At 60.5% G+C, this 23,942-nt stretch carries 19 protein-coding genes; 5 read left to right on the forward strand and 14 right to left on the reverse strand.

Annotated features, from left to right (window positions below):
* The first annotated feature begins 27 nt into the window (after positions 1-27).
* Positions 28-3,114, forward strand: coding sequence for a membrane-targeted effector domain-containing toxin (locus tag HV782_RS23595; RefSeq protein ID WP_186748223.1), 3,087 nt, complete (start codon positions 28-30; stop codon positions 3,112-3,114).
* Positions 3,115-3,220: 106 nt separating this feature from the next.
* On the opposite strand, the gene guaA is transcribed toward HV782_RS23595, so the two are convergent.
* The 4 genes from guaA to HV782_RS23615 form a co-directional block, all read right to left on the reverse strand.
* Positions 3,221-4,798 (reverse strand): glutamine-hydrolyzing GMP synthase, encoded by a 1,578-nt coding sequence (gene guaA, locus HV782_RS23600; protein ID WP_123466063.1) that lies wholly within the window; start codon positions 4,796-4,798, stop codon positions 3,221-3,223.
* 125 nt (positions 4,799-4,923) lie between these two features.
* The gene (gene guaB, locus HV782_RS23605) at positions 4,924-6,393 is read right to left on the reverse strand and encodes an IMP dehydrogenase (protein ID WP_123466061.1); all 1,470 of its coding nucleotides are present in this window, start codon (positions 6,391-6,393) and stop codon (positions 4,924-4,926) included.
* A 116-nt stretch (positions 6,394-6,509) separates the two neighbouring features.
* The gene (locus HV782_RS23610) at positions 6,510-7,058 is read right to left on the reverse strand and encodes a sugar ABC transporter ATPase (protein WP_123466059.1); all 549 of its coding nucleotides are present in this window, start codon (positions 7,056-7,058) and stop codon (positions 6,510-6,512) included.
* A 182-nt stretch (positions 7,059-7,240) separates the two neighbouring features.
* Complete coding sequence (locus HV782_RS23615) at positions 7,241-8,008, reverse strand: sulfite exporter TauE/SafE family protein (RefSeq protein ID WP_186748224.1); 768 nt, start codon at positions 8,006-8,008, stop codon at positions 7,241-7,243.
* A gap of 100 nt (positions 8,009-8,108) precedes the next feature.
* Between HV782_RS23615 and HV782_RS23620 the strand changes: the two genes are divergently transcribed.
* The 4 genes from HV782_RS23620 (at position 8,109) to leuA (ending at position 13,490) form a co-directional block, all read left to right on the forward strand.
* Positions 8,109-9,053, forward strand: a complete 945-nt coding sequence (locus tag HV782_RS23620; protein WP_186748225.1) for a LysR family transcriptional regulator — start codon at positions 8,109-8,111, stop codon at positions 9,051-9,053.
* A gap of 87 nt (positions 9,054-9,140) precedes the next feature.
* Entirely contained in the window at positions 9,141-10,520 is a 1,380-nt protein-coding gene (gene xseA, locus HV782_RS23625) for an exodeoxyribonuclease VII large subunit (protein WP_186748226.1), read from the forward strand.
* A 3-nt stretch (positions 10,521-10,523) separates the two neighbouring features.
* The gene (locus HV782_RS23630) at positions 10,524-11,348 is read left to right on the forward strand and encodes a M23 family metallopeptidase (protein WP_186748227.1); all 825 of its coding nucleotides are present in this window, start codon (positions 10,524-10,526) and stop codon (positions 11,346-11,348) included.
* Between the two features lie 462 nt (positions 11,349-11,810).
* Complete coding sequence (leuA, locus tag HV782_RS23635) at positions 11,811-13,490, forward strand: 2-isopropylmalate synthase (RefSeq protein WP_123466050.1); 1,680 nt, start codon at positions 11,811-11,813, stop codon at positions 13,488-13,490.
* Between the two features lie 147 nt (positions 13,491-13,637).
* Here the strand turns inward: leuA and HV782_RS23640 are convergent, their stop codons facing one another.
* From HV782_RS23640 to pilW, 10 genes are all read right to left on the reverse strand, one after another.
* Positions 13,638-14,036 carry a hypothetical protein gene (locus tag HV782_RS23640; RefSeq protein ID WP_123466048.1) on the reverse strand — a complete coding sequence of 133 codons (399 nt, stop codon included), beginning with the start codon at positions 14,034-14,036 and terminating at the stop codon, positions 13,638-13,640.
* 81 nt (positions 14,037-14,117) lie between these two features.
* Positions 14,118-14,909 (reverse strand): amidohydrolase, encoded by a 792-nt coding sequence (locus HV782_RS23645; RefSeq protein WP_128616295.1) that lies wholly within the window; start codon positions 14,907-14,909, stop codon positions 14,118-14,120.
* The gene (locus tag HV782_RS23650; RefSeq protein WP_186748228.1) at positions 14,897-16,045 is read right to left on the reverse strand and encodes a pyridoxal phosphate-dependent aminotransferase; all 1,149 of its coding nucleotides are present in this window, start codon (positions 16,043-16,045) and stop codon (positions 14,897-14,899) included. The genes HV782_RS23645 and HV782_RS23650 overlap by 13 nt, the downstream gene beginning before the upstream one ends.
* Positions 16,046-16,197: 152 nt before the next feature.
* Positions 16,198-17,670, reverse strand: coding sequence for a ribosome biogenesis GTPase Der (gene der / locus HV782_RS23655; protein WP_123466043.1), 1,473 nt, complete (start codon positions 17,668-17,670; stop codon positions 16,198-16,200).
* Positions 17,671-17,883: 213 nt separating this feature from the next.
* Positions 17,884-19,035, reverse strand: a complete 1,152-nt coding sequence (gene bamB, locus HV782_RS23660; RefSeq protein WP_123466041.1) for an outer membrane protein assembly factor BamB — start codon at positions 19,033-19,035, stop codon at positions 17,884-17,886.
* Positions 19,028-19,669 (reverse strand): YfgM family protein, encoded by a 642-nt coding sequence (locus HV782_RS23665; RefSeq protein ID WP_123466039.1) that lies wholly within the window; start codon positions 19,667-19,669, stop codon positions 19,028-19,030. The genes bamB and HV782_RS23665 overlap by 8 nt, the downstream gene beginning before the upstream one ends.
* Positions 19,670-19,710: 41 nt before the next feature.
* Positions 19,711-21,000, reverse strand: coding sequence for a histidine--tRNA ligase (gene hisS / locus HV782_RS23670; RefSeq protein WP_123466037.1), 1,290 nt, complete (start codon positions 20,998-21,000; stop codon positions 19,711-19,713).
* Between the two features lie 37 nt (positions 21,001-21,037).
* Positions 21,038-22,147 carry a flavodoxin-dependent (E)-4-hydroxy-3-methylbut-2-enyl-diphosphate synthase gene (gene ispG, locus HV782_RS23675; protein WP_025109215.1) on the reverse strand — a complete coding sequence of 370 codons (1,110 nt, stop codon included), beginning with the start codon at positions 22,145-22,147 and terminating at the stop codon, positions 21,038-21,040.
* Positions 22,148-22,150: 3 nt separating this feature from the next.
* Positions 22,151-23,176 (reverse strand): RodZ domain-containing protein, encoded by a 1,026-nt coding sequence (locus HV782_RS23680; protein ID WP_128616292.1) that lies wholly within the window; start codon positions 23,174-23,176, stop codon positions 22,151-22,153.
* Complete coding sequence (pilW, locus tag HV782_RS23685) at positions 23,176-23,934, reverse strand: type IV pilus biogenesis/stability protein PilW (protein ID WP_186748229.1); 759 nt, start codon at positions 23,932-23,934, stop codon at positions 23,176-23,178. Before pilW ends, HV782_RS23680 begins: the two co-directional genes overlap by 1 nt.
* Between the last annotated feature and the right edge of the window lie 8 nt (positions 23,935-23,942).

The following is a 23,942-nucleotide window of genomic DNA, read 5'->3' on the forward strand; positions in this document are numbered from 1 at the left end:
CCCTCAATTCTCAAGGATGGAGAAAGCATGTACGCCACCCAACAAAGCCCTCTACCGAACGCGGCAGACAAAGCGGCGCTGCAGCGAATCGCCTATACCGTCGTGCAGAACTGCCCCGGCCTGCAGGACGCCGCCCATGAAGCCGCGCGTAATCTGCTGGAAGCAAAAGGCTTGTTGAGCCTCGATCCGGATCAGGTTTATTTCCATCGCTTCAAGACGGCCCAGAGCAGCACCCGCTCGTTTACCGGCTGGGAGCACATCCGCGAAAAACCCTACGAATCACTGACCCTGACACAGTTGGTCATTCATCGTTTCCGCGCCACCGACCAGGACAACGCCGACCTGCTCGATCTGTACGGCGGCTTCTACACCGAAGGTCCGCAGGGCGAGAACTTCGACGAAAAAAACCAGGTGTGCCTGCATGGCAACGAGGTCTTGAACGCGTTCTGGAACCTCGACTTCAGTGGCAACTACAGCACCACCCTGACGGACTTCTGGAACAGTCACAGCGAGGATTTTCGCACCTTGGCCAAGTGCAATTTCCTCAGCCGTGCGGTGCAGGCGCTGGACCTTGGGCAGCTCAGCGGCACTGACTTCCAATGGCTGACGGGCTCAGTGGTGGGGCCCGTCAGTTGGCCGGTGAGCCTGAGCATGCTGCAAGCGAGCCACACGCCAACGGGCGACGTATGCGCCTTCGACGTCGACGGGCATGTCGCCACGCAATTGCTGCGCATCGTCGACCCCGCCGGTCGCCAGATTATCTATCTGCCCAGTGAAACCGAGGCGTTCGTGATCAAGGAAACGGCAGCGGACCTGCATTGGTGGGTACTGGATCAACTGAACGACGCAAAACGCTGCGCGAACTTCCTGGATCACTTTGCCCTCGCCGATCGTCAGCACATGAACGAGAACATGTCCGATCTGATGAACCGATTGGTGAGCACCTGGGGCCGGGCCGACCATCAGTTGATCAACCGCGCAAATCAGGTGCTGAGCGATGATGCATTCAGCTGGCTGCGCGACTCGACCCGTCAGGCGATGTTTGCTGAAGCCCACCTGTCACTGACGTCCAATGGCGATCTGCGCAAAAAACTGTGGATCGGCTATCTGAGTGCCGGCCTCAAAGTGTTCGGTCCGATGGCCACTGTCGGTTGGCCGCTGGCGTTGCCGGTGATTGGCGCCACCGTGGCCAGCATGGGTCTGAATATCGATCAGGCGCAAAACGGCAAGACAAGGGCCGAACGCAAGGCCGGCGTGCAGAATGCGGTCCTGAATGGCATCAACCTGTTACTCAATCTGCCATTGCTGATCGGCACCGGGCCGATGCTGGAAATGGGCGCCGAGGTCGATGCGGCAGAGGCCGCAGAAATGGCCGAGTACAGCGAAGCCTTGAACCCTGCCACCGAGGCTGACAACCCAATGCAGATCATGGTGCCGGAGGATGTCGACACTAGCGTGCCAAATCTCGATGAAACAGTCCTGGTTCCGGCGCAGAACGTCCCACCGCCAGCGGTGCCCGAGCGTTATCAATGCAACGAGTTGCTCGACGGTACGGCACTCGGCGAGGAGTCCGGGAAATTCCACGGAATCTACCGTCTCGACACGGATCCGCCCTATGCCATTTTGATGAATGACACGCCGTACTATGTGCGCTACTTCACCAACTCTCGGGGCAGTGGCGACTGGGCGATCGTTGACCCGGAGCGACCCAACCAGCTCGTCCACGCCCTGCCAGTCCGTCTCAATGGCGAAGGTGACTGGGAGCGCATGCCTGCACTGGGGCTCAGAGGTGGAGGTCAATGCATGGGCAAGCAATGCGCCCCCGATATCGAACTCGATACCTTCGAACCTGCACCGCCCGAGGTACCCGCTCAACCGGCGCAGGAACCGCAACCGTCGACATCGCGCCCTCCTCGTCCAGTGACCAGCGCCTACGATATCGATCCAACGGTGCGCAGTTCGATAAGAAGCTGGGCGTTGAACCTCGACGAGGCCCATGTCCAGTTGCAGCCCGACGGAGCCGGCGGCTTTGCCATGGACGATCCGTTCGAGTTGTACGCATCCGGTAAGCGCCAACTCTTGCAGAGTTTAGCCAGAATTTTTTTCAAGAACCTGCCGTGGGTCATTCTGCCTGCGCGTCCGGCAATACCCGAAATCAGCCGCCTGATGCCGCTGGCCGATCTTGTCGACAGGATTTTTGAAAGTGCTTCAGGGCTGGTAGTGGGTGAAACCCTGAATCGCATCGCCAGCCTGCGTTTTCTGATTGAAAGCATGCCCGCGCTGGCCCGTCACGTAAAAACCCTCTACATGCGCGGACTGCTCAGTGACTTCGCTCAAGTTGAACTGAACCGCTATTTCAGCAGCGGCAACATGACTGCGCAATTACGCACTTACCTGAGCAGCCTGGGCACCGATCCCGCCGGTCGATTCAACCCGCTGGAACTGGTTCAGGCCGCGCGAGCAAACGGTGTTCGGATCCAGGCGATCGACTGCGCCGCGAGCTACAAAATGAAAGCACCGCTGCCCTCCGTCGACGAGCAAATGATGAGCACCTACCTGGCAAACGACATCATGACCGGCGACGCCTACCTCAACAGCCCGGGAAAATGGCTCGTAGTGACGGATGCTCACAACACCAATACCTTCCGAGGACTGATGGGTATCAGTGAATTGAAGGGCGGAATCGGCCTGCGAATCGCTGAAGTCGGCATCGGTGAAGAGCTGGGTGTGGATGTCGATCCAGGGATTGAAGTACCACGCGACAGCCCGCCCGGGGCTACCGTCAGGCAAGGGAATCCGGACCTTCTTCGCGCCGATTTGCGCTGGAAAGTTCAGGCCCCCGAGGTGAGCTGGAACGAGGAGACGCTGGAGAATCTCTTATACAGGCGCGGTATGTATCTGTTCGAAAAAACAGGCGACAGCTACACCCTGATCCACCGCAGCAAACAGGGTTTGCTGCAACGCACACCGATTACTCGATCGAGTGACGGCAAGGTGTCCCTCCACCGACCTGCATGGCAGCGTGTGAATGACATTGAGTTCGCCAGCCTGAGGGACATGTCGGAACGACTATCCGATACCGGGCTGATATTGCGCAGCCGGATTCCCGATTGAGGCTGATCGGTTAGAAATGAACGCCGCAAACGCAGAGGCCGCGTGAAACATTGCTTCACGCGGCCTCTTGTTTACCTGCACTCACACCGTCACGGCATGCGCGGGATCATTCCCACTCAATCGTCGCCGGCGGCTTGCTCGACACGTCGTAAGTGACGCGGGAGATGCCTTCGATTTCATTGATGATGCGGCCGGAAACGGTTTCCAGCAGTTCGTAAGGCAGGTGAGCCCAACGTGCGGTCATGAAGTCGATGGTTTCCACGGCACGCAGGGCCACGACCCAGGCGTAACGACGGCCATCGCCGACCACGCCAACCGATTTCACCGGCTGGAACACCACGAACGCCTGGCTGACCTTGTGGTACCAGTCGGCCTTGCGCAGTTCTTCGATGAAGATGTGGTCGGCACGACGCAGCAAGTCGGCGTATTCCTTCTTCACTTCACCGAGGATGCGCACGCCAAGGCCCGGGCCCGGGAACGGGTGACGGTAGACCATGTCGTACGGCAGGCCCAGTTCCAGACCCAGACGACGGACTTCGTCCTTGAACAGTTCGCGCAATGGCTCGACCAGTTTCAGGTTCATCTCTTCCGGCAGGCCGCCCACGTTGTGGTGCGACTTGATCACGTGGGCCTTGCCGCTTTTCGCGCCAGCCGACTCGATCACGTCCGGGTAGATGGTGCCCTGAGCCAGGTACTTGATGTTGTCCAGTTTGCAGGATTCGGCATCGAACACGTCGATGAAGGTACGGCCGATGATCTTGCGCTTCTTCTCCGGGTCGGCTTCGCCGGCCAGGTTATTGAGGAACTGGTCTTCAGCGTTGGCGCGGATCACCTTGACGCCCATGTTCTCGGCGAACATGGCCATTACTTGCTCGCCTTCGTGCAGACGCAACAGGCCGTTGTCGACGAACACGCAGGTCAACTGGTCGCCGATGGCCTTGTGCAGCAGTGCGGCAACCACCGAGGAGTCAACACCGCCGGACAGGCCCAGCAGCACGTTGTCGGTGCCGACTTGTGCGCGGATGTTGGCGATAGCGTCTTCAGCGATCTTCGACGGGGTCCACAGGGCTTCACAGCCGCAGATGTCCAGCACGAAGCGCGACAGGATGCGACCGCCCTGCTTGGTGTGGGTCACTTCCGGGTGGAACTGCACGCCGTAGTAAGCGCGTTCGTCGTTGAACATGCCGGCGATCGGGCAGCTCGGGGTGCTGGCGAGGATGTGGAAGTCTGCCGGCATTTTGGTGACCTTGTCACCGTGGCTCATCCACACGTCGAGACCGAACAGGCCGTCGGCGTCGATGTGATCTTCGATGCCGTCGAGCAGGCGGCTCTTGCCGACCACGTCAACGCGGGCGTAGCCGAACTCACGCAGTTCGGAACCTTCCACCTTGCCGCCCAGTTGCTCGGCCATGGTCTGCATGCCGTAGCAGATACCGAAGACCGGTACGCCCAGGTCAAACACGGCCTGCGGGCAGCGCGGGCTGTTGGCTTCGTGCACGGACTCGGGGCCGCCGGCGAGGATGACGCCTTTAGGAGCGAATTCGCGGATCGCATCTTCGTCCATGTCGAACGGGTGCAGTTCGCAGTACACACCGATCTCACGCACGCGGCGGGCGATCAGTTGGGTGTATTGCGAACCGAAGTCGAGGATCAGGATGCGGTGAGCGTGAATATCGAGGGCCATGGTAGAGCTCTGAAAAGCAGTTGCAAGCTTCAAGCTGCAAGCTGCAAGTTATCGGAAGCTGCGCGGTAGCTGCATGAATGCAGTACCGCTTGCAGCTTATAGCTTGTGGCTTATAGCTGTCGGCGTTAGCCGACTCGGTAGTTTGGCGCTTCTTTGGTGATCTGCACGTCGTGAACGTGGGATTCGGCCATACCGGCACCGGTGATCCGCACGAACTCGGGCTTGGTGCGCATTTCTTCGATGTCGGCACTGCCGGTGTAACCCATCGAGGAACGCAGACCGCCCATCAACTGGTGAATGATCGCCGTCAGGGTGCCTTTATACGGCACACGGCCTTCGATACCTTCCGGCACCAGCTTCTCGGCGCCTGCCGAGGAGTCCTGGAAGTAACGGTCGGACGAGCCTTGCGCCTGGGACATGGCGCCCAGCGAACCCATACCGCGGTAAGCCTTGTACGAACGGCCCTGGAACAGTTCGATCTCGCCCGGCGCTTCTTCGGTACCGGCGAACATCGAGCCCATCATCACGCAGGACGCACCCGCCACGATGGCCTTGGACAGGTCACCGGAGAAACGGATGCCACCGTCGGCGATCAACGGAACACCAGTGCCTTCGAGGGCAGCGGCGACGTTGGCGATGGCACTGATTTGCGGCACGCCAACACCGGCGACGATACGCGTGGTGCAGATCGAGCCTGGGCCGATACCGACCTTGACCGCATCGGCGCCAGCTTCGGCCAGGGCCTTGGCGGCAGCGCCGGTGGCGATGTTGCCGCCGATCACCTGCACTTCAGGGAAGTTTTCCTTGACCCAGCGAACGCGGTCGATCACACCTTTGGAGTGACCGTGCGCGGTGTCGACCACCACGACGTCCACACCGGCATTGACCAGCGCGGCAACGCGGTCACCGGTGTCTTTACCGGTACCGACGGCAGCGCCAACGCGCAGACGACCTTGATCGTCCTTGCTGGCGAGCGGGTAGGCTTTGGCTTTTTCGATGTCTTTGACGGTCATCATGCCTTTGAGGGCAAACTTGTCGTCGACAATCAGGACTTTTTCCAGGCGGTGCTTGTGCAACAGCTCGCGGACTTCGTTCTTGTCGGCGCCTTCGCGCACAGTGACCAAACGCTCTTTAGGCGTCATCACTTCGCGCACGGTGGCATCCAGACGGGTTTCGAAGCGTACGTCACGGGAAGTGACGATGCCGACCAGGTCGCCATCGTGCAGCACCGGAACGCCGGAAATGTTGTGCATGCGGGTCAAGTCGAACAAGTCACGCACCGTGGCATCCGCCTCGATGGTGATCGGATCCTTGACGACGCCGGCTTCGAACTTCTTGACCTTACGCACTTCGGCAGCTTGCTGCTCGATGGTCATGTTCTTGTGGATAATGCCGATGCCACCTTCCTGAGCCATGGCGATTGCCAGACGGGCTTCAGTAACGGTGTCCATGGCGGCAGAAACCAGAGGAATGTTCAGCTCGATGCCACGGGTAAGGCGGGTCTTGAGACTGACTTCGTTAGGAAGCACCTCGGAATAACCGGGCACTAGGAGAATGTCGTCGAATGTCAGAGCTTCTTGGCTGATACGCAGCATCGCGGGGGCTCCCGAGCGGGAAAATGGAAGCGCGCCATTATAGTCATCCACCCCCTGCTGTTCAATGTAAAACTCAGCCTAATATCAATGTTGCTGATATACGGAGATCCCCGCCGCTACAGCTCCACCTTGACCCAAGAGACAGGTTGATCGAGCCAATCGGCGAATTCGTCGATAAAGCTCTGCTTGAACCCGGCCTCCAGCCAGTTGTTGAAGATGAAGCCAAGGTTGGAGAACGCGCACTCCTGCAAATACAGAAAGCCGTTGATGTCGTCTTCATGCCCGCATTCCGGGCAGGTGAAGTTGTCGGTGCGCCCGGGCATCCAGTCTTCCAGGCTTTCGAACAACGCTTCGCCAACCTCGCGGCGACACTCCGCGCAACCGGCTTCTTCGAGAAACCCCTTGGCCGGTGTATAGATGCAGCGTTTGGTGATGATCTCCAACCCATTGACCGGCTCGCCAAACGGCAGCGCCTCGGGATGCAGCACCACCGCCCGCGCGCCGTCAGCCAAGGCGTACCCCATGCGATTGCCGGTGCGTCCGCAGGTCGTGAGCTCTTCCTTGACGATGTTCTTGCGCACCAGCCAACGCACGATCGCCCGTGCCCGGGGTTCGTGGACCGGCAGGGTGGAGATTTTCGGGACGATGATGCTTTGCGAATTCATGGGTGCAGCCTGCGACGTCAAATGGAAATTCTGCGGTGCTCACTCCGCTGCCTTCGCGGGCAAGCTCGCTCCGACAGATCTCGGCAGTCACAAATGTTGTGTACACCCGAGAGACCTGTGGAAGCGGGTTTGCCCGCGAAGGCGTCAGCGCGGCCGGCAGCTTAATCCCTGACAAAATCCGGTCAAGTGCCGAGATAGCGTCCGATCAACGCAATCCCGCTGGCCAGCACCAGCCACGTCACCAGCCGCACAAACGCCTCGCGCGACAAACGCATGGTCAACCGCCGCCCGATCCACAGCCCCAATGCCATGGCCGGCAACAGACACAGCGCCAGCATCAACAAGGGTAGCTCGGCATACACACCGGCGATGGCGAACAGGCTCAAACGCACCACCGTGCTGCAACTGATCAGCGCACTTTGCGTGGCCCGGGCCGCCTCTTTTGGCAGACGACTGTTGAGATAGATCGCATACAAGAAGCCGCCACTGCCGAATAACGCCCCGAACAACCCGCCCACCGTGCCCATCGGCACGGCCCACGCCGCCGACAATTGCGTCGGCCGCACATTCACCCACAGGCTGTAAACGGCATAGGCGCTGATAAACAGACCCATCAACAGCAACAGCACATCGGATTTGAGGTTAAGCAGGAAAATCACCCCCAACGTGCAACCCACCGCCATACTCGGCAACAAACGCAGCAGCTCGGGTTTCGCCACGTCCCGGCGCGAGGGCAGCAGATTGCCGAACGCCGCGACGAAATCCAGCAGCACCAGCAACGGCACGATTTTCGACAGCGGCATGAACAGAATCAGCATCGGCCCCGCGACCAGCGCCGTGCCGAATCCGGCAATGCCGAAGACAATATAGGCCAGCGTGATCCCCAACCCGATCATCGCCCAGCCACCCGCGCCCCACGTCCACTCACTCAACAACCCCAGCACACTCATCACTGCACATCCCCCATAAGCCTGAGATGACTTTAGCCAGCGCCAGGCGTTGCGACTAATATGTTCAAAGCCGCTTACTCATCTCGAAAAGGCATACCTCGTGCTCTCGACCCGTCAACTGCGCTACTTCGTGGAAATTGCCGAATGCGGCAGTTTCAGTGCGGCCGCTGAACGTCTGTTTATCGCGCAATCGGCGCTGAGCCGGCAGATCAAGGACATGGAAACCCGCCTGCAAACGCCGCTGTTCGAGCGCACCGCGCGCCAGCCACGGCTCACGGCGGCAGGTGAGGCGTTGTTGCCGCGAGCCAGAAACCTGCTCAATGAACTGAGCAAAGCCTGCGCGATGGCAACCGAAGTCGGCACCGGCCAACGGGGCACGTTGCGCCTGAGTCACTCGAGCACCGTGTCGATCAGCGGACATTTATTACGTCGGATCAGCACTTATCTCGATCAACAACCCGGCGTATCGCTGGACCTCGGCAAGCTGTCCTCCGAGGCGCAGCTTGAAGAGCTGGCTGAAGGACGTCTCGACGTTGGCCTGCTGCGCCTGCCGGTATTGCGTCAGCGTGAAGGGATTCAGGTGGCGCCGGTATTCACCGAACGCCTGCTGCTGGCGGTGCCGAACGATCATCGCCTGGCCGATTCGGCCTCTGTCGAACTGGTGCAACTGCGAGACGAGGCGTTCATCTCGATCCCTCATCCCCAGCGCGGCGGGCTCAGCTATCTGTGTGCCGACCTGTGCATGCGCCAGGGCTTTTTCCCCAAAGCGGCGCGGGTGATGTCGCGCAAGACCACTCAGCTGCAATTGATCCAGGCCGGATTCGGCATCGCCCTGCTGCCTGAGTCCATGCAGGACATCGCGCCGCCCGGCGTACGATTTCTTCCGTTGACGGATGCCGATTGCCAAAGCACCGTCGCCCTCGCCTATCGCCAGAATCCCACCCCGCTGATCCACCACTTCATCCAGGCTTTCAGCAATCCCCCATGTGGGAGCGAGCCTGCTCGCGAATGCGGACTGTCAGCCACTGAAGATGTCGAAGGATAAGACGCTTGCGCGAGCAGGCTCGCTCCCACAATTGGATTTGTGGTGATTCATGGAGATTGATCAGCAAATGCCTTTAAACTGCGCCCCATGATTAAAGATCCCTTTTCAAGGCTCGGCCTTGACCGCGAAGTCCTGACCGTCAGCCAGCTCAACGGCCGCGCGCGGGTGTTGCTCGAAGACGTGTTCAGCAACATCTGGGTCGAAGGCGAAATCTCCAACCTCGCCCGCCCGGCGTCCGGCCATGTGTATTTCACCCTCAAGGACAGCGGCGCGCAGGTGCGTTGCGCGCTGTTCCGGCAGAACGCGGCGCGGGTGCGCCAGGCGCTGAAGGACGGCCTGGCCGTGAAGGTACGCGGCAAGGTTTCGCTGTTCGAAGGCCGCGGCGACTATCAACTGATTCTCGACACCGTCGAACCGGCCGGTGATGGCGCGCTGCGTCTGGCGTTCGATGCGCTGAAGGAAAAACTCAGCGCCGAAGGCCTGTTCAGCGCCGAGCGCAAAGTGCCGCTGCCGGCGCATCCGCAGCGCATCGGCATCATCAGTTCGCCGACCGGCGCGGTGATTCGCGACATCATCAGCGTGTTCCGCCGCCGTGCACCGCAGGTGCAACTGACGCTGATCCCCACGGCCGTACAGGGCCGCGAGGCCACCGCGCAGATTGTCCGCGCACTGAAGCTGGCCGACGCCCGCGGTTTCGACGCGCTGATCCTCGCCCGTGGCGGCGGCTCGCTGGAAGACCTCTGGTGCTTCAACGAAGAGGCTGTGGCGCGTGCGGTCGATGCCTGTGTAACACCGATTGTCAGCGCTGTCGGCCATGAAACCGACGTGTCGATCAGCGACTTTGTTGCCGACGTACGCGCCCCCACGCCGTCGGCGGCTGCCGAACTGCTCGCCCCCGACTCCAGTCACCTGATCCGTCAGGTCGAAAGCCTGCATCGCCGCTTGGTGATGCGCATGCGTGACCGCTTGATGCGCGACCGTCTGCGCCTGGAAGGCATGGCCCGGCGCCTGCGGCATCCCGGCGAACGTCTGCGCCAGCAGGCGCAGCGTCTGGATGACCTGGACATGCGCATGCGCCGCGCCTTCGAGCGTCAGCTCAATACTCGTCGCGAACGCCTGATCCGTCTGGAAACCCGACTCGCCGGGCAACACCCGGGACGCCAACTGGCGATGTTGCGCCAGCGCCTCGACAGCCTCGCCGAACGCCTGCCCCGGGCCATGCGCGAAGGCCTGAAAAGCCGTCGCCTGCAACTGCACAGCCAGATGCAGACGCTGCATGTGGTCAGCCCGTTGGCGACCCTCGGTCGCGGTTACAGCATTCTGCTGGATGAGCGTGGCCAAGCGATCCGCAACGCCGCGCAGACCCACACCGGGCAGCGCCTGAAGGCCAAACTCGGCGAAGGCGAACTGCAAGTGCGCGTCGAAGACAACCACCTGACGCCTGTCACCCTTTCTTTACTGGACTGATCCATGCCGCGTTTTTTCGCTCCGTTATTGTTGCTGTGTTTGACCACCTTCAATGCCCACGCCGACAGCTACATCACCCGGCTACTCAACAAACCGGTGCCGGGCGGTGTGGCGGTGGTTGATCTGGGCGCAGCCGCGCAGGCACCGAAAGCCACCTATCAGGGCAAACCGGTGCTGGTGGTGAAAGAACAGAACAACTGGCTGGCGATTGTCGGCGTGCCGCTAACCGTCAAACCAGGCGCGCAGCAGATCAGCAGTGGCGGGCGTAATCTGCCGTTCACCGTGGGCAACAAGAAATATCCGGAACAACGCATCACCCTGAAGAACAAGCAGCAAGTCAATCCGGATCAGTCGAACCTCAAGCGCATCGAGGGTGAACTGGCCGAGCAGATCAAGGCGTATCGCAGCTTCAGCCCGAACACGCCGAGCAATCTGCTGCTGGACAAACCGGTCAACGGGCCGCTGTCGAGCAAGTTCGGTGTGCGTCGTTTCTTCAATGGCGAAGAGCGCAATCCCCATGCAGGCCTCGACTTTGCGGTACCGGCCGGCACGCCGATCAAGACCCCGGCGGCGGGCAAGGTGATTCTGACCGGCAACTACTTCTTCAATGGCAACACGGTGTTTGTCGATCACGGGCAGGGCTTCATCAGCATGTTCTGCCATATGTCGAAAATTGATGTGAAGGTCGGCGATCAACTGGCCCGTGGCGCGGTGGTCGGCAAGGTCGGCTCGACCGGGCGGGCAACCGGGCCGCACATGCACTGGAACATCAGCCTGAACGATGCGCGGGTGGACCCGGCGATTTTCATTGGCGCGTTCCAGCCTTAAACATTTGAATGGGCTGATGGCCTCTTCGCGAGCAAGCTCGCTCCCACAAGGATATGTGCATGAACACGATCCGATGTGGGAGCGAGCTTGCTCGCGAAGGCGGCCTGTGAAACACACTCATACCTGCCAACGCTCCACAATCCTCGATTGCGCCCCAATCTAGCCTCACGCAAACATCAACAAGATCTACCGCCTTAAGCGCAATAAAATCCTGCAAAACCCCAATTTCAGAGTATTCCTCTCAATTTTTTTCGACTGCTTGCCATCCTCTCCCCTCGCGGTTAGGGTTTAAGGCATGAAAACCTCTCACACCCTTATTCAGCTTCGCCAGCACCGCAGCCTGTGCCTCGTCAGCGCACGACTGCCGGGCTGAATCGCTGCGCCTCGTCCCACGCTTTTCCAAGAACTTTTGTTCCACCGGCAGGCCGCCTCTTTTCGGCCCAGACAATAAGGAATTTCCCGATGAGCATGCTCAAAGATCCGTCTTCGAAATACCGCGCGTTCCCCGTCATCAACTTGCCGGATCGCACCTGGCCGTCGAAAACCATCGACGCCGCGCCGATCTGGTGCAGCTCCGACCTGCGTGACGGTAACCAGTCGTTGATCGAGCCGATGGACGCGGTGAAGAAGCTGCGCTTCTGGAAGACCCTGGTTCAGGTGGGTGTGAAGGAAATCGAAGCCTCGTTCCCGGCCGCTTCGCAAACCGACTTCGACTTCGTGCGTACCCTGATCGAAGAAGGCCACATCCCGGACGACACCACCATCCAGGTGTTGACCCAGGGCCGTGAAGACCTGATCGAGCGCACCTTCGAATCCCTGCGCGGGGCGAAGAAAGCCATCGTTCACTTGTACAACGCCACCTCGCCGTCCTTCCGTCGCATCGTCTTCAACCAGGACAAGGACGGTATCAAGGCCATCGCCGTGAACGCCGCCAAGCTGTTCGTCAAATACGCAGCCATGCAGCCGGACACCGAGTGGACTTTCGAGTACTCGCCGGAAACCTTCAGCGCCACCGAGCTGGAATTCGCCAAGGAAGTCTGCGATGCAGTGATCGAGGTCTGGAACCCGACGCCTGAGCACAAGATGATCCTCAACCTGCCGGCCACCGTCGAATGCGCGACCCCGAACGTCTACGCCGACCAGATCGAATGGTTTGGCCGCAACATCAACCGTCGTGACAGCGTGATCATCAGCCTGCACACCCACAACGACCGTGGCACCGGCGTCGCCGCCACCGAGCTGGGCCTGATGGCCGGCGCGGATCGCGTCGAAGGCTGCCTGTTCGGCAACGGCGAGCGTACCGGTAACGTCGACCTCGTCACCGTGGCCCTGAACATGTACACCCAGGGCGTCGACCCTGAGCTGGACTTCTCCGACATCGACGGCGTGCGCAAAGTCGTCGAAGAGTGCAACCAGATTCAGGTGCACCCACGTCACCCGTACGTGGGCGATCTGGTCCACACCGCATTCTCCGGCTCGCACCAGGACGCGATCCGCAAGGGCTTCGCCCAGCAGCAACCGGATACCCTGTGGGAAGTGCCGTACCTGCCGATCGACCCGGCCGACATCGGCCGCAGCTACGAGGCGGTGATTCGCGTCAACAGCCAGTCGGGCAAGGGCGGTATCGCTTACTTGCTGGAGCAGGAATACGGCATCAGCCTGCCACGTCGCATGCAGATCGAGTTCAGCCAGGTCGTGCAGCGTGAAACCGATCGCCTGGGCCTTGAGATGACCGCCAAGCAGATCCACTCGCTGTTGATCAGCGAATACCTGCAAGCCAACACCCCGTACGCACTGGTCAGCCATCGCCTGCAGGAAGAAAACGGCAACAGCGCCGTCGAAGTGGAAGTGGCGAGCAAGGGTCAGGGCGAAACCAACCTGCACTGGCGCGGCAAGGGCAACGGTGCGCTGGAAGCACTGGTGGCCGGCCTGCCGATTCCGGTGGAAATCATGGACTACAACGAACACGCCATCGGCGCGGGGACCAACGCCAAGGCAGCGGCCTACATCGAATTGCGGGTGAACGGCGAGCGTGCGGTACACGGCGTGGGCATTGATGAAAACATCACCACGGCCAGCTTCAAGGCCCTGTTCAGCGCGCTGAACCGCTCGTTGAGCCAGCCGGAAGCGAAAGCGGCTTAAGCCTTCGCTGAAATACACAAAGCCCCGGGGTGCGAACCTCGGGGCCTTTTTTTGCCTGGTGCCTTTACGCTGACTTCAGTGGCCTCTTCGTGGGCGCTGCGAAGTTTCGACTTGCCCGCGAAAAAGCCAGATCAAGCGAGAAAAATCTCAGGCGTGCACATCGACACTCAACATTGCCTGTAACAAGGTCGCCTGCAGCACTTGAATGTTGCTGGCCGTCACGGCGATCTGTGTCTGGATTTCCATCACCTGCTGAGCCTTTTGCTCCGCGCTGGCGTTGCCGCGCTCGCTGCTGGCCAACTGAGCCTGCTGCTCGGCCAACAACTTCTGCGCCTCGGCGATCTGCTTTTTCAGGGCTTCGATTGGACTGCCAGCATCGCCGACTGAAGCGATGTTGGCATCTGCGCTGTTTACGCGCAGCTCACCGTCACCATTGGCATCGGTAGCGTTCAACGGGTTGGCGGTTTGCTCTTGCGGGTCGCGGATCGACACTTTTGACGGCGTAACCGGATAGGGATTGACGGCGGTGGCGCTGATGCTGGTCATTGGAAAATCCTCCTTGGCTGATCTTCCTATCGGCAAACAGCGCCAAACCTGAACGCAATTGTATGAGTGTTCATACAAACCTCAGATGAACTCGAAGGTGTCCGCGTCCAGATTTGCCGGAAAGCGCTCGCGATAAGCCGCCAGCGGCGCGGCTTCCAGTACGGCCTTGAACACACCGTCGGCCTCCCCTGCCGCCAGTAACATTTCGCCCTGGAAATCCAGGACCTGACTGTCGCCGGTGTAAGCGAAGCCCTTGCCGTCGGTGCCGACACGATTCACCGCCGCCACGTAACAGAGGTTTTCGATGGCCCGCGCCGGCAACAGGCGATTCCAGTGCAGACGCCGAGCCCCCGGCCAGTTGGCGGTGTACAGCAGCAAGTCAGTGTCCTGCGCATCACGGCTCCACACCGGGAAGCGCAGGTCGTAACAAATCAGCGGCCGTATCCGCCAGCCCTTGAGTTCGAACTGCACCTGGCGTTCGCCGGGGGTGTAGTGGTTGTGCTCGCCGGCCATGCGGAACAGGTGACGCTTGTCGTAATGCAGCACTTCACCGTCCGGCCGCGCCCACAACAAGCGGTTGCGATGGCTGCCGTCGGCCGCCTGAATGATCACGCTGCCGGTGATCACGGCATTGAACTTCGCCGCCTGCACCCGCAGCCATTTGCTGGTCGGGCCATTTTCGGCTTCGGCGAGGGTCGCGGACTCCATGGAGAAACCGGTGGTAAACATCTCCGGCAGAATGATCAGATCCGCACCGCGCGCCTGTTCCAGCAACTGCTCGAAATGCTCGAGATTGGCCTGGCGATCGTGCCACGCCAGACTGGTCTGGATCAGCGCCAGATTGAGATCGGGTAACGCACTCAGATCGCGCATAGTTTTGCCGCTGCTTCGCGCAGCGTCTCCTCGCGTTTGGCGAAGCACAGACGCACGAGGCGCCGGCCTTCGGGTGGATTCTGGTAGAACACCGACACTGGAATACTCGCCACACCGTGCTCGCGGGTCATCCACATGGCCATCTCGACGTCATTCAGGTCGGGGCGGATCTGCGAGTAATCGACCAGTTGAAAATAGGTGCCGGTGACCCGGGTAAAGCTGAAGCGCGACGGCGCCAGCAGATCGCAGAACAGATCGCGCTTGGCCTGATAGAAGCCCGGCAGTTCCTCGACGTGCTCGGGATGCTCGGCCATGTAATCGGCCAGGGCATATTGCAGCGGCGTCACACCGCAGAAACTGACGTACTGGTGCACCTTGCGCAGTTCGGCGGTCAGCGCCGGGGGAGCGACCACATAGCCAGTCTTCCAGCCGGTCACGTGGTAAGTCTTGCCGAACGAGCTGACGACGAAGGCGCGCTGATACAGCTCCTCATGGGCCAGTACGCTGACATGCGGCACGCCGTCGAACACCAGGTGTTCATAGACTTCGTCGCTGATCAGGTAGATGTCGCGCCCCCGGATCAGGGCCGCCAGTTGGTCGAGCTCGGCACGGCTGATCAGCGCGCCGCTGGGGTTGTGCGGGGTGTTGAGAACGATCATTTTCGTGCGCGGACTCAGGGCCGTGGCGAGCTTGTCGAAATCAATGGAGAAATCGTCCGGACTCAGCTGCACATGCACGCAACGGCCACCTGCCAGTTCCGTCGCCGGTTCGTAGCTGTCGTAGCACGGATCGAAGACGATGACTTCGTCGCCGCTGTGGATAACGGCCTGAATCGCACAGAAGATCGCCTGGGTCGCGCCCGGTGTGACGGTCACTTCGTGGTCGGCATCGACGTTAACCCCGTAACTGCGGGCAATCTTCGCAGCTATCTGCTGACGCAACGCCGGCAGACCGGTCATGGGTGAATACTGGTTATGGCCGCTGGCAACGTGCCGAGCCACCGCATCGCGCAGGGATTGCGGGCCGTCGAAATCAGGGAACCCCTGGGAAAGGTTGATGGCCCCGGTTTGCGCCGCGAGCTGAGACATCTGCGTGAAAATCGTGATGCCGACATTCGGCAGCTTACTGGTGATCATCGGAAGCCCCTTGCAGGTGAATTGCAAGTTTCAAGCGTCAAGCTGCAAGCTGCAAGCAAAAACCCGCGCCCACAAAAAAGGGCTTCATACGAAGCCCTCTCTGCTTTATCGCTTTTACTTGAAGCTTGCAGCTCGAAACTTGAAGCTGCTTTTTACTTCTTGTCGCGACGCTTCTTGCTGGCTTTCTTGTTGTGCGACATCAAACGACGCTTCTTGTTGACCTGACGGTCGGTCAGCGTGTTCTTGTTGCCTTCGTACGGGTTCTCGCCACCCTTGAACTCGATGCGGATCGGCGTACCGACCAGCTTCAGCACACGACGGTAGGTGTTTTCCAGATAGCGCACGTAGGACTTCGGCACTTTCTCGATCTGGTTACCGTGGATCACGATGATCGGCGGGTTAGCCCCCCCCAGGTGAGCGTAACGCAGCTTGATCCGACGGCTGTTGACCATCGGCGGCTGGTGCTCGCTGACCGCATCTTCAAGGATCTGGGTCAGGCGGCTGGTCGGCCAGCGGGTGACCGCCGACTTGAACGAGTTCTGCACCGAAGCGTAGAGGTTGCCCACGCCGGTACCGTGCAGCGCCGAGATGAAGTGGATGTCGGCGAAGTCGACGAAGAACAGGCGACGCTGCAGCTCGACCTTCACAAAGTCGCGCTCGCTCGGCGTCATGCCGTCCCACTTGTTGATCGCGATCACCAGCGCTCGACCGGCTTCAAGGGCGAAGCCCAGCAGGTTGAGGTCGTGATCGACCACGCCTTCGCGGGCGTCCATCACGAAGATCACCACGTTGGCGTCTTTGATCGCCTGCAGGGTTTTGACCACGGAGAATTTTTCGACTTCTTCGTGGATCTTGCCGCGCTTGCGCACACCGGCGGTGTCGATCAGCGTGTACTTCTCTTCATTCCGTTCGAACGGGATGTAGATACTGTCGCGGGTGGTGCCGGGCTGGTCATAGACGATCACCCGGTCTTCACCGAGCATGCGGTTGACCAGGGTCGATTTACCCACGTTCGGACGACCGATGATGGCGATCTTGATCCCGTCTTTTTCGCTCGGGCCAGGAATGCGCTTGGCTTCCTCGCCTTCGGCAACGATCTCTTCCTCTTCGCCTTCCTGCGGCTCGTCATCGTCACGCGGGAAATCGCTCAGAGCGGCTTCCAGCAACTGCGTGATACCACGGCCGTGAGCACCGGCGATCGGGATCGCGTGGCCCATGCCCAGCGGGGCGAACTCGGCGCGAGCCATTTCCGGGTCGATGTTGTCGACCTTGTTGGCCACCACGTGGGAACGCTTGTTACGTTTGCGCAGGTGTTCGGCGATCATCTGGTCGGCGGCGGTGAAACCAGCCTTGGCATCTACCAGGAACAGAACAACATCTGCCTCTTCGATGGCCAGCAGCGACTGCTCGGCCATTTTTTCGTCCATACCATGTTCGTCACCGGAGATACCGCCGGTGTCGATCAGAATGTAGGAACGCCCTTGCCACTTGGCCTCACCGTACTGGCGATCACGGGTCAGACCGGACAAGTCGCCGACAATAGCGTCGCGAGTCCTGGTCAGGCGGTTGAACAAGGTGGATTTGCCGACGTTCGGTCGGCCCACCAGGGCGATTACGGGAACCATGCGGCTCTCCACTTCGTTATTTCAGAAAATACAAAAGCCGCTGCGAGGCAGCGGCTGGTGCTCGGGGCAACACTGTGGGAGCGGGCTTGCTCGCGAAAAACGCTAACAGCACCGCGTTTATTCAGGCTGTACGCGTCATCGTTGACGCCCTTCGCGAGCAGGCTCGCTCCTACCAGTGAAGCTGCCTGGGGGTGTTAACCCCAAGCATAGTTCTTACTTGATGGTCAGGGCTTCCAGTTTGCCGCTGTTGCCATACACATAAATCGTGTCACCCACCACCAGCGGACGGGCACGCAGGCCGTCGCTGTCGATGCGCTCACGGCCGACGAAACGACCGTCAACCTGACTCAGCAGGTGCAGATAACCTTCCAGGTCACCTACTGCAACATAGCTGGAGAACACTTCCGGAGCCGACAGTTGACGACGAGCCAGCGAGTCGTTGCTCCACAGCGCGGTGGTGGAACGCTCGTCGACGCCTTCAACGGTGCCCGAGGACAGGCTCACGTAAACGCTGCCGAAACCTTGGGCAATACCGGCATAGCTCGACGCATCGCGCTGCCAGAGTTGACGGCCGCTTTCCAGATCCAGTGCCGCCACGCGACCCTGATAGCTGGCCACGTACAGGGTGCCGCCGGACAGCAGCAGGCCGCCGTCGATGTCGACCACGCGCTCCAGTTCCGAACGACCCTGTGGAATCGCGATCCGTTGTTCCCAGACCGGCACGCCGTTGGAAATGTCCAGCGCGACCACTTTACCGGTGGACAGACCTGCCACCGCGAGGCGGTTGGTCACCAGCGGTGCACTGGTGCCACGCAGGGTCAGCACGGCCGGGGTGCTGTCATACACCCAGCGTTGCGTACCGGTGGCAGCATCCAGACCGATCAGACGATCGTCCTGGGTCTGCACCACTACGACGTCACCGTTGTTGGCCGGCGGTGCGAGGACTTCACTGGTCACGCGCGCGCGCCACTTCTCTTCACCGTTGCTGGTGTCCAGAGCGACGACTTCGCCACGCAGCGTACCGATCAGCACCAGACCGTAGCCAACGCCGACAGCGCCGGAGACAGGCAGATCAAGATCCTGCTTCCATTTCACGTCGCCATTGCCGCGATCCATGGCCATCACCACGCCGGTTACATCGGCGGCGTAGATGGTGTCACCGTCGATCGCCGGCACCAGCATGTTGTAGGTTTCGCCCTGACCGTCACCGATCGAACGACTCCACTGCTTGTGCAGAACCACTTCTTCTTTGAAGTCGGTCAGCTCGGCCGGTGGCAATTCTTTTTTGCTGTTGCTGCTGCAACCCGCGGCCAACAAGGCCAGAGCCAGCAATGCTGCATGCTTCCAACGGATCACGTCACGCATCCCCTTTGGCCAGGTCGTCGAGCTTGATTTGAAGGCCACCGACCGCCGCTTCATCCGACAGTGCTGCCTTGGCTTTTTGATACGCCTTGTTCGCGTCATCGGTACGGCCCAACTGCACCAGCAGGTCGCCCTTGAGTTCTTCGCGAGTGGCCAGGAACGCTTTGTCGGCGTCGCCGTCGAGCAGTTTCAGGGCGTCTTCGGCCTTGTTCTGCGCGCCGAACACCTGCGCCAGACGCTGACGGGCGATTTCGCCCAGCGCCGGGTTGGCCGGTTTGTCGACAATGGCTTTGAGCTCGGTCGCCGCGTCGTCCAGCTTGCCGCTGTCGACCGCCACTTTTGCCACGAACAGGCTGCCGTACTGCGCGTACGCGGTGCCGCCGAATTCGCTGTTGAGCTTGCCGGCCAGATCCGCAACGCGGGCCGCATCAGGCTTGCCGTCAGGCGTCAGCGTGGTTTCCAGCAGTTGCTGATAAAGCACCGAGGCGCCTTGCGACTGGTTGCTCTGATACTTGTGATAAGCCTGCCAGCCGAACACGATAACCAGTGCCAACAGGCCGCCGGTGACCAGAGGTTTGCCGTTGCGTGTCCACCAGTCCTTCAAATCCGCCAACTGTTCGTCTTCGGTACTCGACACCCCAATACTCCTTAATCGCTAAATCGGCTGTTTAGACAGCTTCAACCCTGCACGACGCAGGTGGCCAGGTGAGCGGCGAGCGCATCCCAGGCAATGCTTTGTTGTTCGCCCTGGCCACGCAGGGGTTTGAAACCTACCACTTGCTGGGCCATTTCGTCGTCACCCAGGATCAGTGCGTACAGCGCACCGCTCTTGTCGGCTTTCTTGAACTGGCTTTTGAAGCTGCCGGCGCCTGCATTGACTTGCAGACGCAGGTTTGGAAGCTGATCGCGGACACGCTCGGCCAGGGCCAGGCCGGCCAGTTCGGCTTGCTCACCGAAGGCGCAGAGGTAGACGTCGACCTGACGGGAGATTTCTTCCGGGATCTGCTCGAGGGTTTCCAGCATCAGCACCAGACGTTCGATGCCCATGGCGAAACCCACGCCGGTAGTCGGCTTGCCGCCCATCTGCTCGACCAGACCGTCGTAACGACCGCCCGCGCAGACAGTGCCCTGGGCGCCGAGCTTGTCGGTGACCCATTCGAATACGGTTTTGCTGTAGTAATCGAGGCCGCGTACCAGCTTCGGGTTGAGCACGTACGGAATGCCGACGGCATCCAGACGCGCCTTCAGGCCTTCGAAGTGGGCACGGGATTCGTCATCCAGGTAGTCCGCCATCTTCGGCGCACCGACCAGCACCGCTTGAGTGTCGGCATTTTTGGTGTCGAGCACGCGCAGCGGATTGGTTTTCAGGCGACGCTGGCTGTCTTCGTCGAGCTTGTCGTGGTGCGCCGAGAGGTACTCGACCAGCGCTTCACGGTAACGACCACGGGACTCGCTGGTGCCCAGGCTGTTGAGTTCGAGCTTGACCGCATCACGGATGCCCAGCTCGCCCCACAGGCGCCAGGTCATGATGATCAGCTCGGCGTCGATGTCCGGACCGTCGAGGTTGAACACCTCCAGACCGATCTGGTGGAACTGGCGATAGCGGCCTTTCTGCGGACGCTCGTGGCGGAACATCGGGCCGATGTACCAGAGTTTCTGCACCTGGCCACCGCCGGTGATGCCGTGTTCGAGCACCGCACGCACGCACGCCGCGGTACCTTCCGGACGCAGGGTCAGGGAGTCGCCATTGCGGTCTTCGAAGGTGTACATCTCTTTTTCGACGATGTCGGTCACTTCACCGATCGAGCGCTTGAACAGCTCGGTGAATTCGACGATCGGCATGCGAATCTGCTTGTAACCGTAGTTATCCAGCAAACGCGCAACGGTGCCCTCGAAATAACGCCACAGCGGGGTCTGTTCGGGCAGGATGTCGTTCATGCCACGTATGGCTTGCAAAGACTTGCTCACTTTAAATCCTTAAATTCGTTCGGCGCTTCAGTCAGGCTCAGCCGCGCGCGATAACCGCTGCGTCAGCTTCGACCTTCTCGGCCGCTTTCTCGCGGATCAGCTTTTCCAGCTCATCCACCAGATTGTCATTCGTCAGTTTCTGCGACGGCTTGCCGTCGATGTAAATCAGGTTTGGCGTACCGCCGGTCAAGCCGATATGGGCTTCCTTGGCTTCGCCGGGGCCGTTGACCACACAACCGATCACCGCGACATCCAGCGGCACCAGCAGGTCTTCAAGACGCCCTTCCAGCTCGTTCATGGTCTTGACCACATCGAAGTTCTGCCGCGAGCAGCTCGGGCAGGCGATGAAGTTGATGCCACGGGAACGCAGATGCAAAGACTTGAGAATGTCGTAACCGACCTTCACTTCCTCGACCGGATCGGCCGCCAGCGAGATGCGGATAGTATCGCCAATCCCCTCGGCGAGCAGCATACCTAGGCCCACGGCGGATTTCACTGTGCCCGAACGCAATCCACCGGCTTCGGTAATGCCCAGGTGCAGCGGCTGGACGATTTCCTTGGCCAGCAAGCGGTAGGCTTCGACGGCCATGAACACGTCAGAGGCCTTCACGCTGACCTTGAAGTCCTGGAAATTCAGGCGTTCGAGGTGCTCGACGTGACGCAGGGCTGATTCGACCAGGGCGGCCGGGGTCGGCTCGCCGTACTTCTTTTGCAGGTCTTTTTCCAGGGAACCGGCGTTGACGCCGATGCGGATCGGAATACCGCGATCACGGGCAGCATCGACCACGGCGCGCACGCGGTCTTCACGACCGATGTTGCCCGGGTTGATACGCAGGCAGTCCACACCCAGTTCGGCGACGCGCAAGGCAATCTTGTAGTCGAAGTGGATGTCGGCAACCAGCGGCACCTTGACCAGTTGCTTGATCTTGCCGAACGCCTCGGCGGCGTCCATGTCCGGTACCGAAACGCGGACGATGTCGACGCCGGCCGCTTCCAGACGATTGATCTGGGCAACGGTGGCAGCCACATCATTGGTGTCGCTGTTGGTCATGCTCTGCACAGCGATAGGCGCATCGCCGCCAACAGGTACGTTACCGACCCAGATCTTGCGCGAAACGCGACGTTTGATTGGAGATTCGCCGTGCATGACTTATTGACCCAACTTCAGGCGAGCAGTCTCGCCACTGGTGAACGGAGCGACATCGACCGGCTGGCCGTTGTAGCTGACCTGTGCGGCGCGGGCAACACCCAGGCGCACACTGAGCGGCGGCTTGCCGCTGACAGCCACGCTGTCGCCTTTATGCTTCAGGCCACTGAACAGCACTTTGCCACGGCCATCGGTGACTTGTGCCCAGCAATCGCCGGTGAATTGCAGCTGAACCTGACCATCGCCGGCCGCCGGAGCCGCCACTTCTGCGGTCGGCGCAGGCGCCACCGGTGCAGTGACGGTTGGCGCAGGCATGGCCGGAACAGCCGGTGCCGGAGTCGCCGCAGGGGCAACGACCGGCGCCGGGGTATGAACTGGTGCGGTTGGCGCTACCGCCGGCGCAGTTGGTGCCGTCGCCGGAGCAACAGGCTCGGCACCGGTCGATTCTGCGGTGGTTTCGGAGGGTGGCAAGGCCAGGGAAGTCGAGCTTTCGGCCTGGTTTTGCGCGACTGCCTGGTCTTCCGGCTCGTCGATCGGATGAATCTGGGTAGTGCCGTCGGCGCCCTCGACTTCGACGTGCTCCGGGGCCAGGGTGGTCAAATCCTTGATCCGCTGCGACGTCTGATCCTGCCACCAGACGAAACCGCCGCCGATGACCGCGATCAGCAACAACAGGCTGACGATACGCAAGATCGTGTGGGAGACCCGCACTGGCTCTTCGATACGGCCCAAGGCGTGAACGTTGCTGCCCTGGGAGTCGGTACCGGTGGACTGGTCGAATTGCTGAACCAGAACGGTCTGGTCCATGCCGAGCAATTTGGCATAGGCGCGAATGTAACCGCGAGCAAAGGTATGCCCCGGCAGCTTGTCGAAAGCGCCGGCTTCAAGATTGCTCAGGGAAGACACGGTGAGGTTGAGCTTGAGGGCCACTTCGGCCAGCGACCAGCCATTGCTTTCGCGGGCCTGGCGCAGAGTCTCACCGGGGTTAACGCGATTCGCTGCTACAACTTCGGGATGCGCCGCTTTCATCATTGCTCCGACAGGTATTGCTGATATTCCGGCGTACCGGGATAGAGTCGTTTTAATTGCAGGCCGTAACTGGCGGCCTTGTCGCGATCTTCAAACACTTTTGCCAGCCGAACGCCGAGCAATAGACTACGTGCATTTTGCTCGGTTAGCAGGCTGAAACGGTCGTAATAGTCACGCGCGGGCACATAATGCCTGTCTTCGAAGGACAACTCAGCCATTTCCAGCAAGGCACGCGGTTGTTGACGATTCAGACGCAGAGCCTTTTCCAGCTGCTGCTGCGCCAGATCGCGCTGACCGAGCTTCGCCGCCGTCATGCCGAGGTTCTCGAACACTCGCGAACGCTCAGGATACAGGGTATCGGCGGCCGCCTGTTCAAAACGCTCGTAGGCTTCCTTGTAACGCTGTTCTTCGTAGAGAAAACTGCCGTAGTTGTTGAGGGTGCGCGCATCGGCGGGTCGGGAGGACAGGGCTTTGCGAAAGTGCTCGTCAGCCAGTTTCGGCTCCATTTCGGCCTGAAACACCAGCCCGAGGGCGGCATTGGCGTCAGGGTCGGAATCGTCAAGCTCCAGCGCCTTCTTCAGCGGCACCTTGGCCCGCTCGGTCATGCCCTGCTGCAAGTACCCCAGGCCCAACTGCACGTAGGCAGCCCGCGCTTCATCGCGGCCCTTGCTGGTCTTCATCGGGTTGTAGTCACCCGACAGGACACAACCAGCACACAGGCTGGCCATCAGCAACAGCAGCGCAAAGCGCAGGGACATAGAGATCC

It is taken from the genome of Pseudomonas monsensis (assembly GCF_014268495.2).
GTDB classification, from domain to species: domain Bacteria; phylum Pseudomonadota; class Gammaproteobacteria; order Pseudomonadales; family Pseudomonadaceae; genus Aquipseudomonas; species Aquipseudomonas monsensis.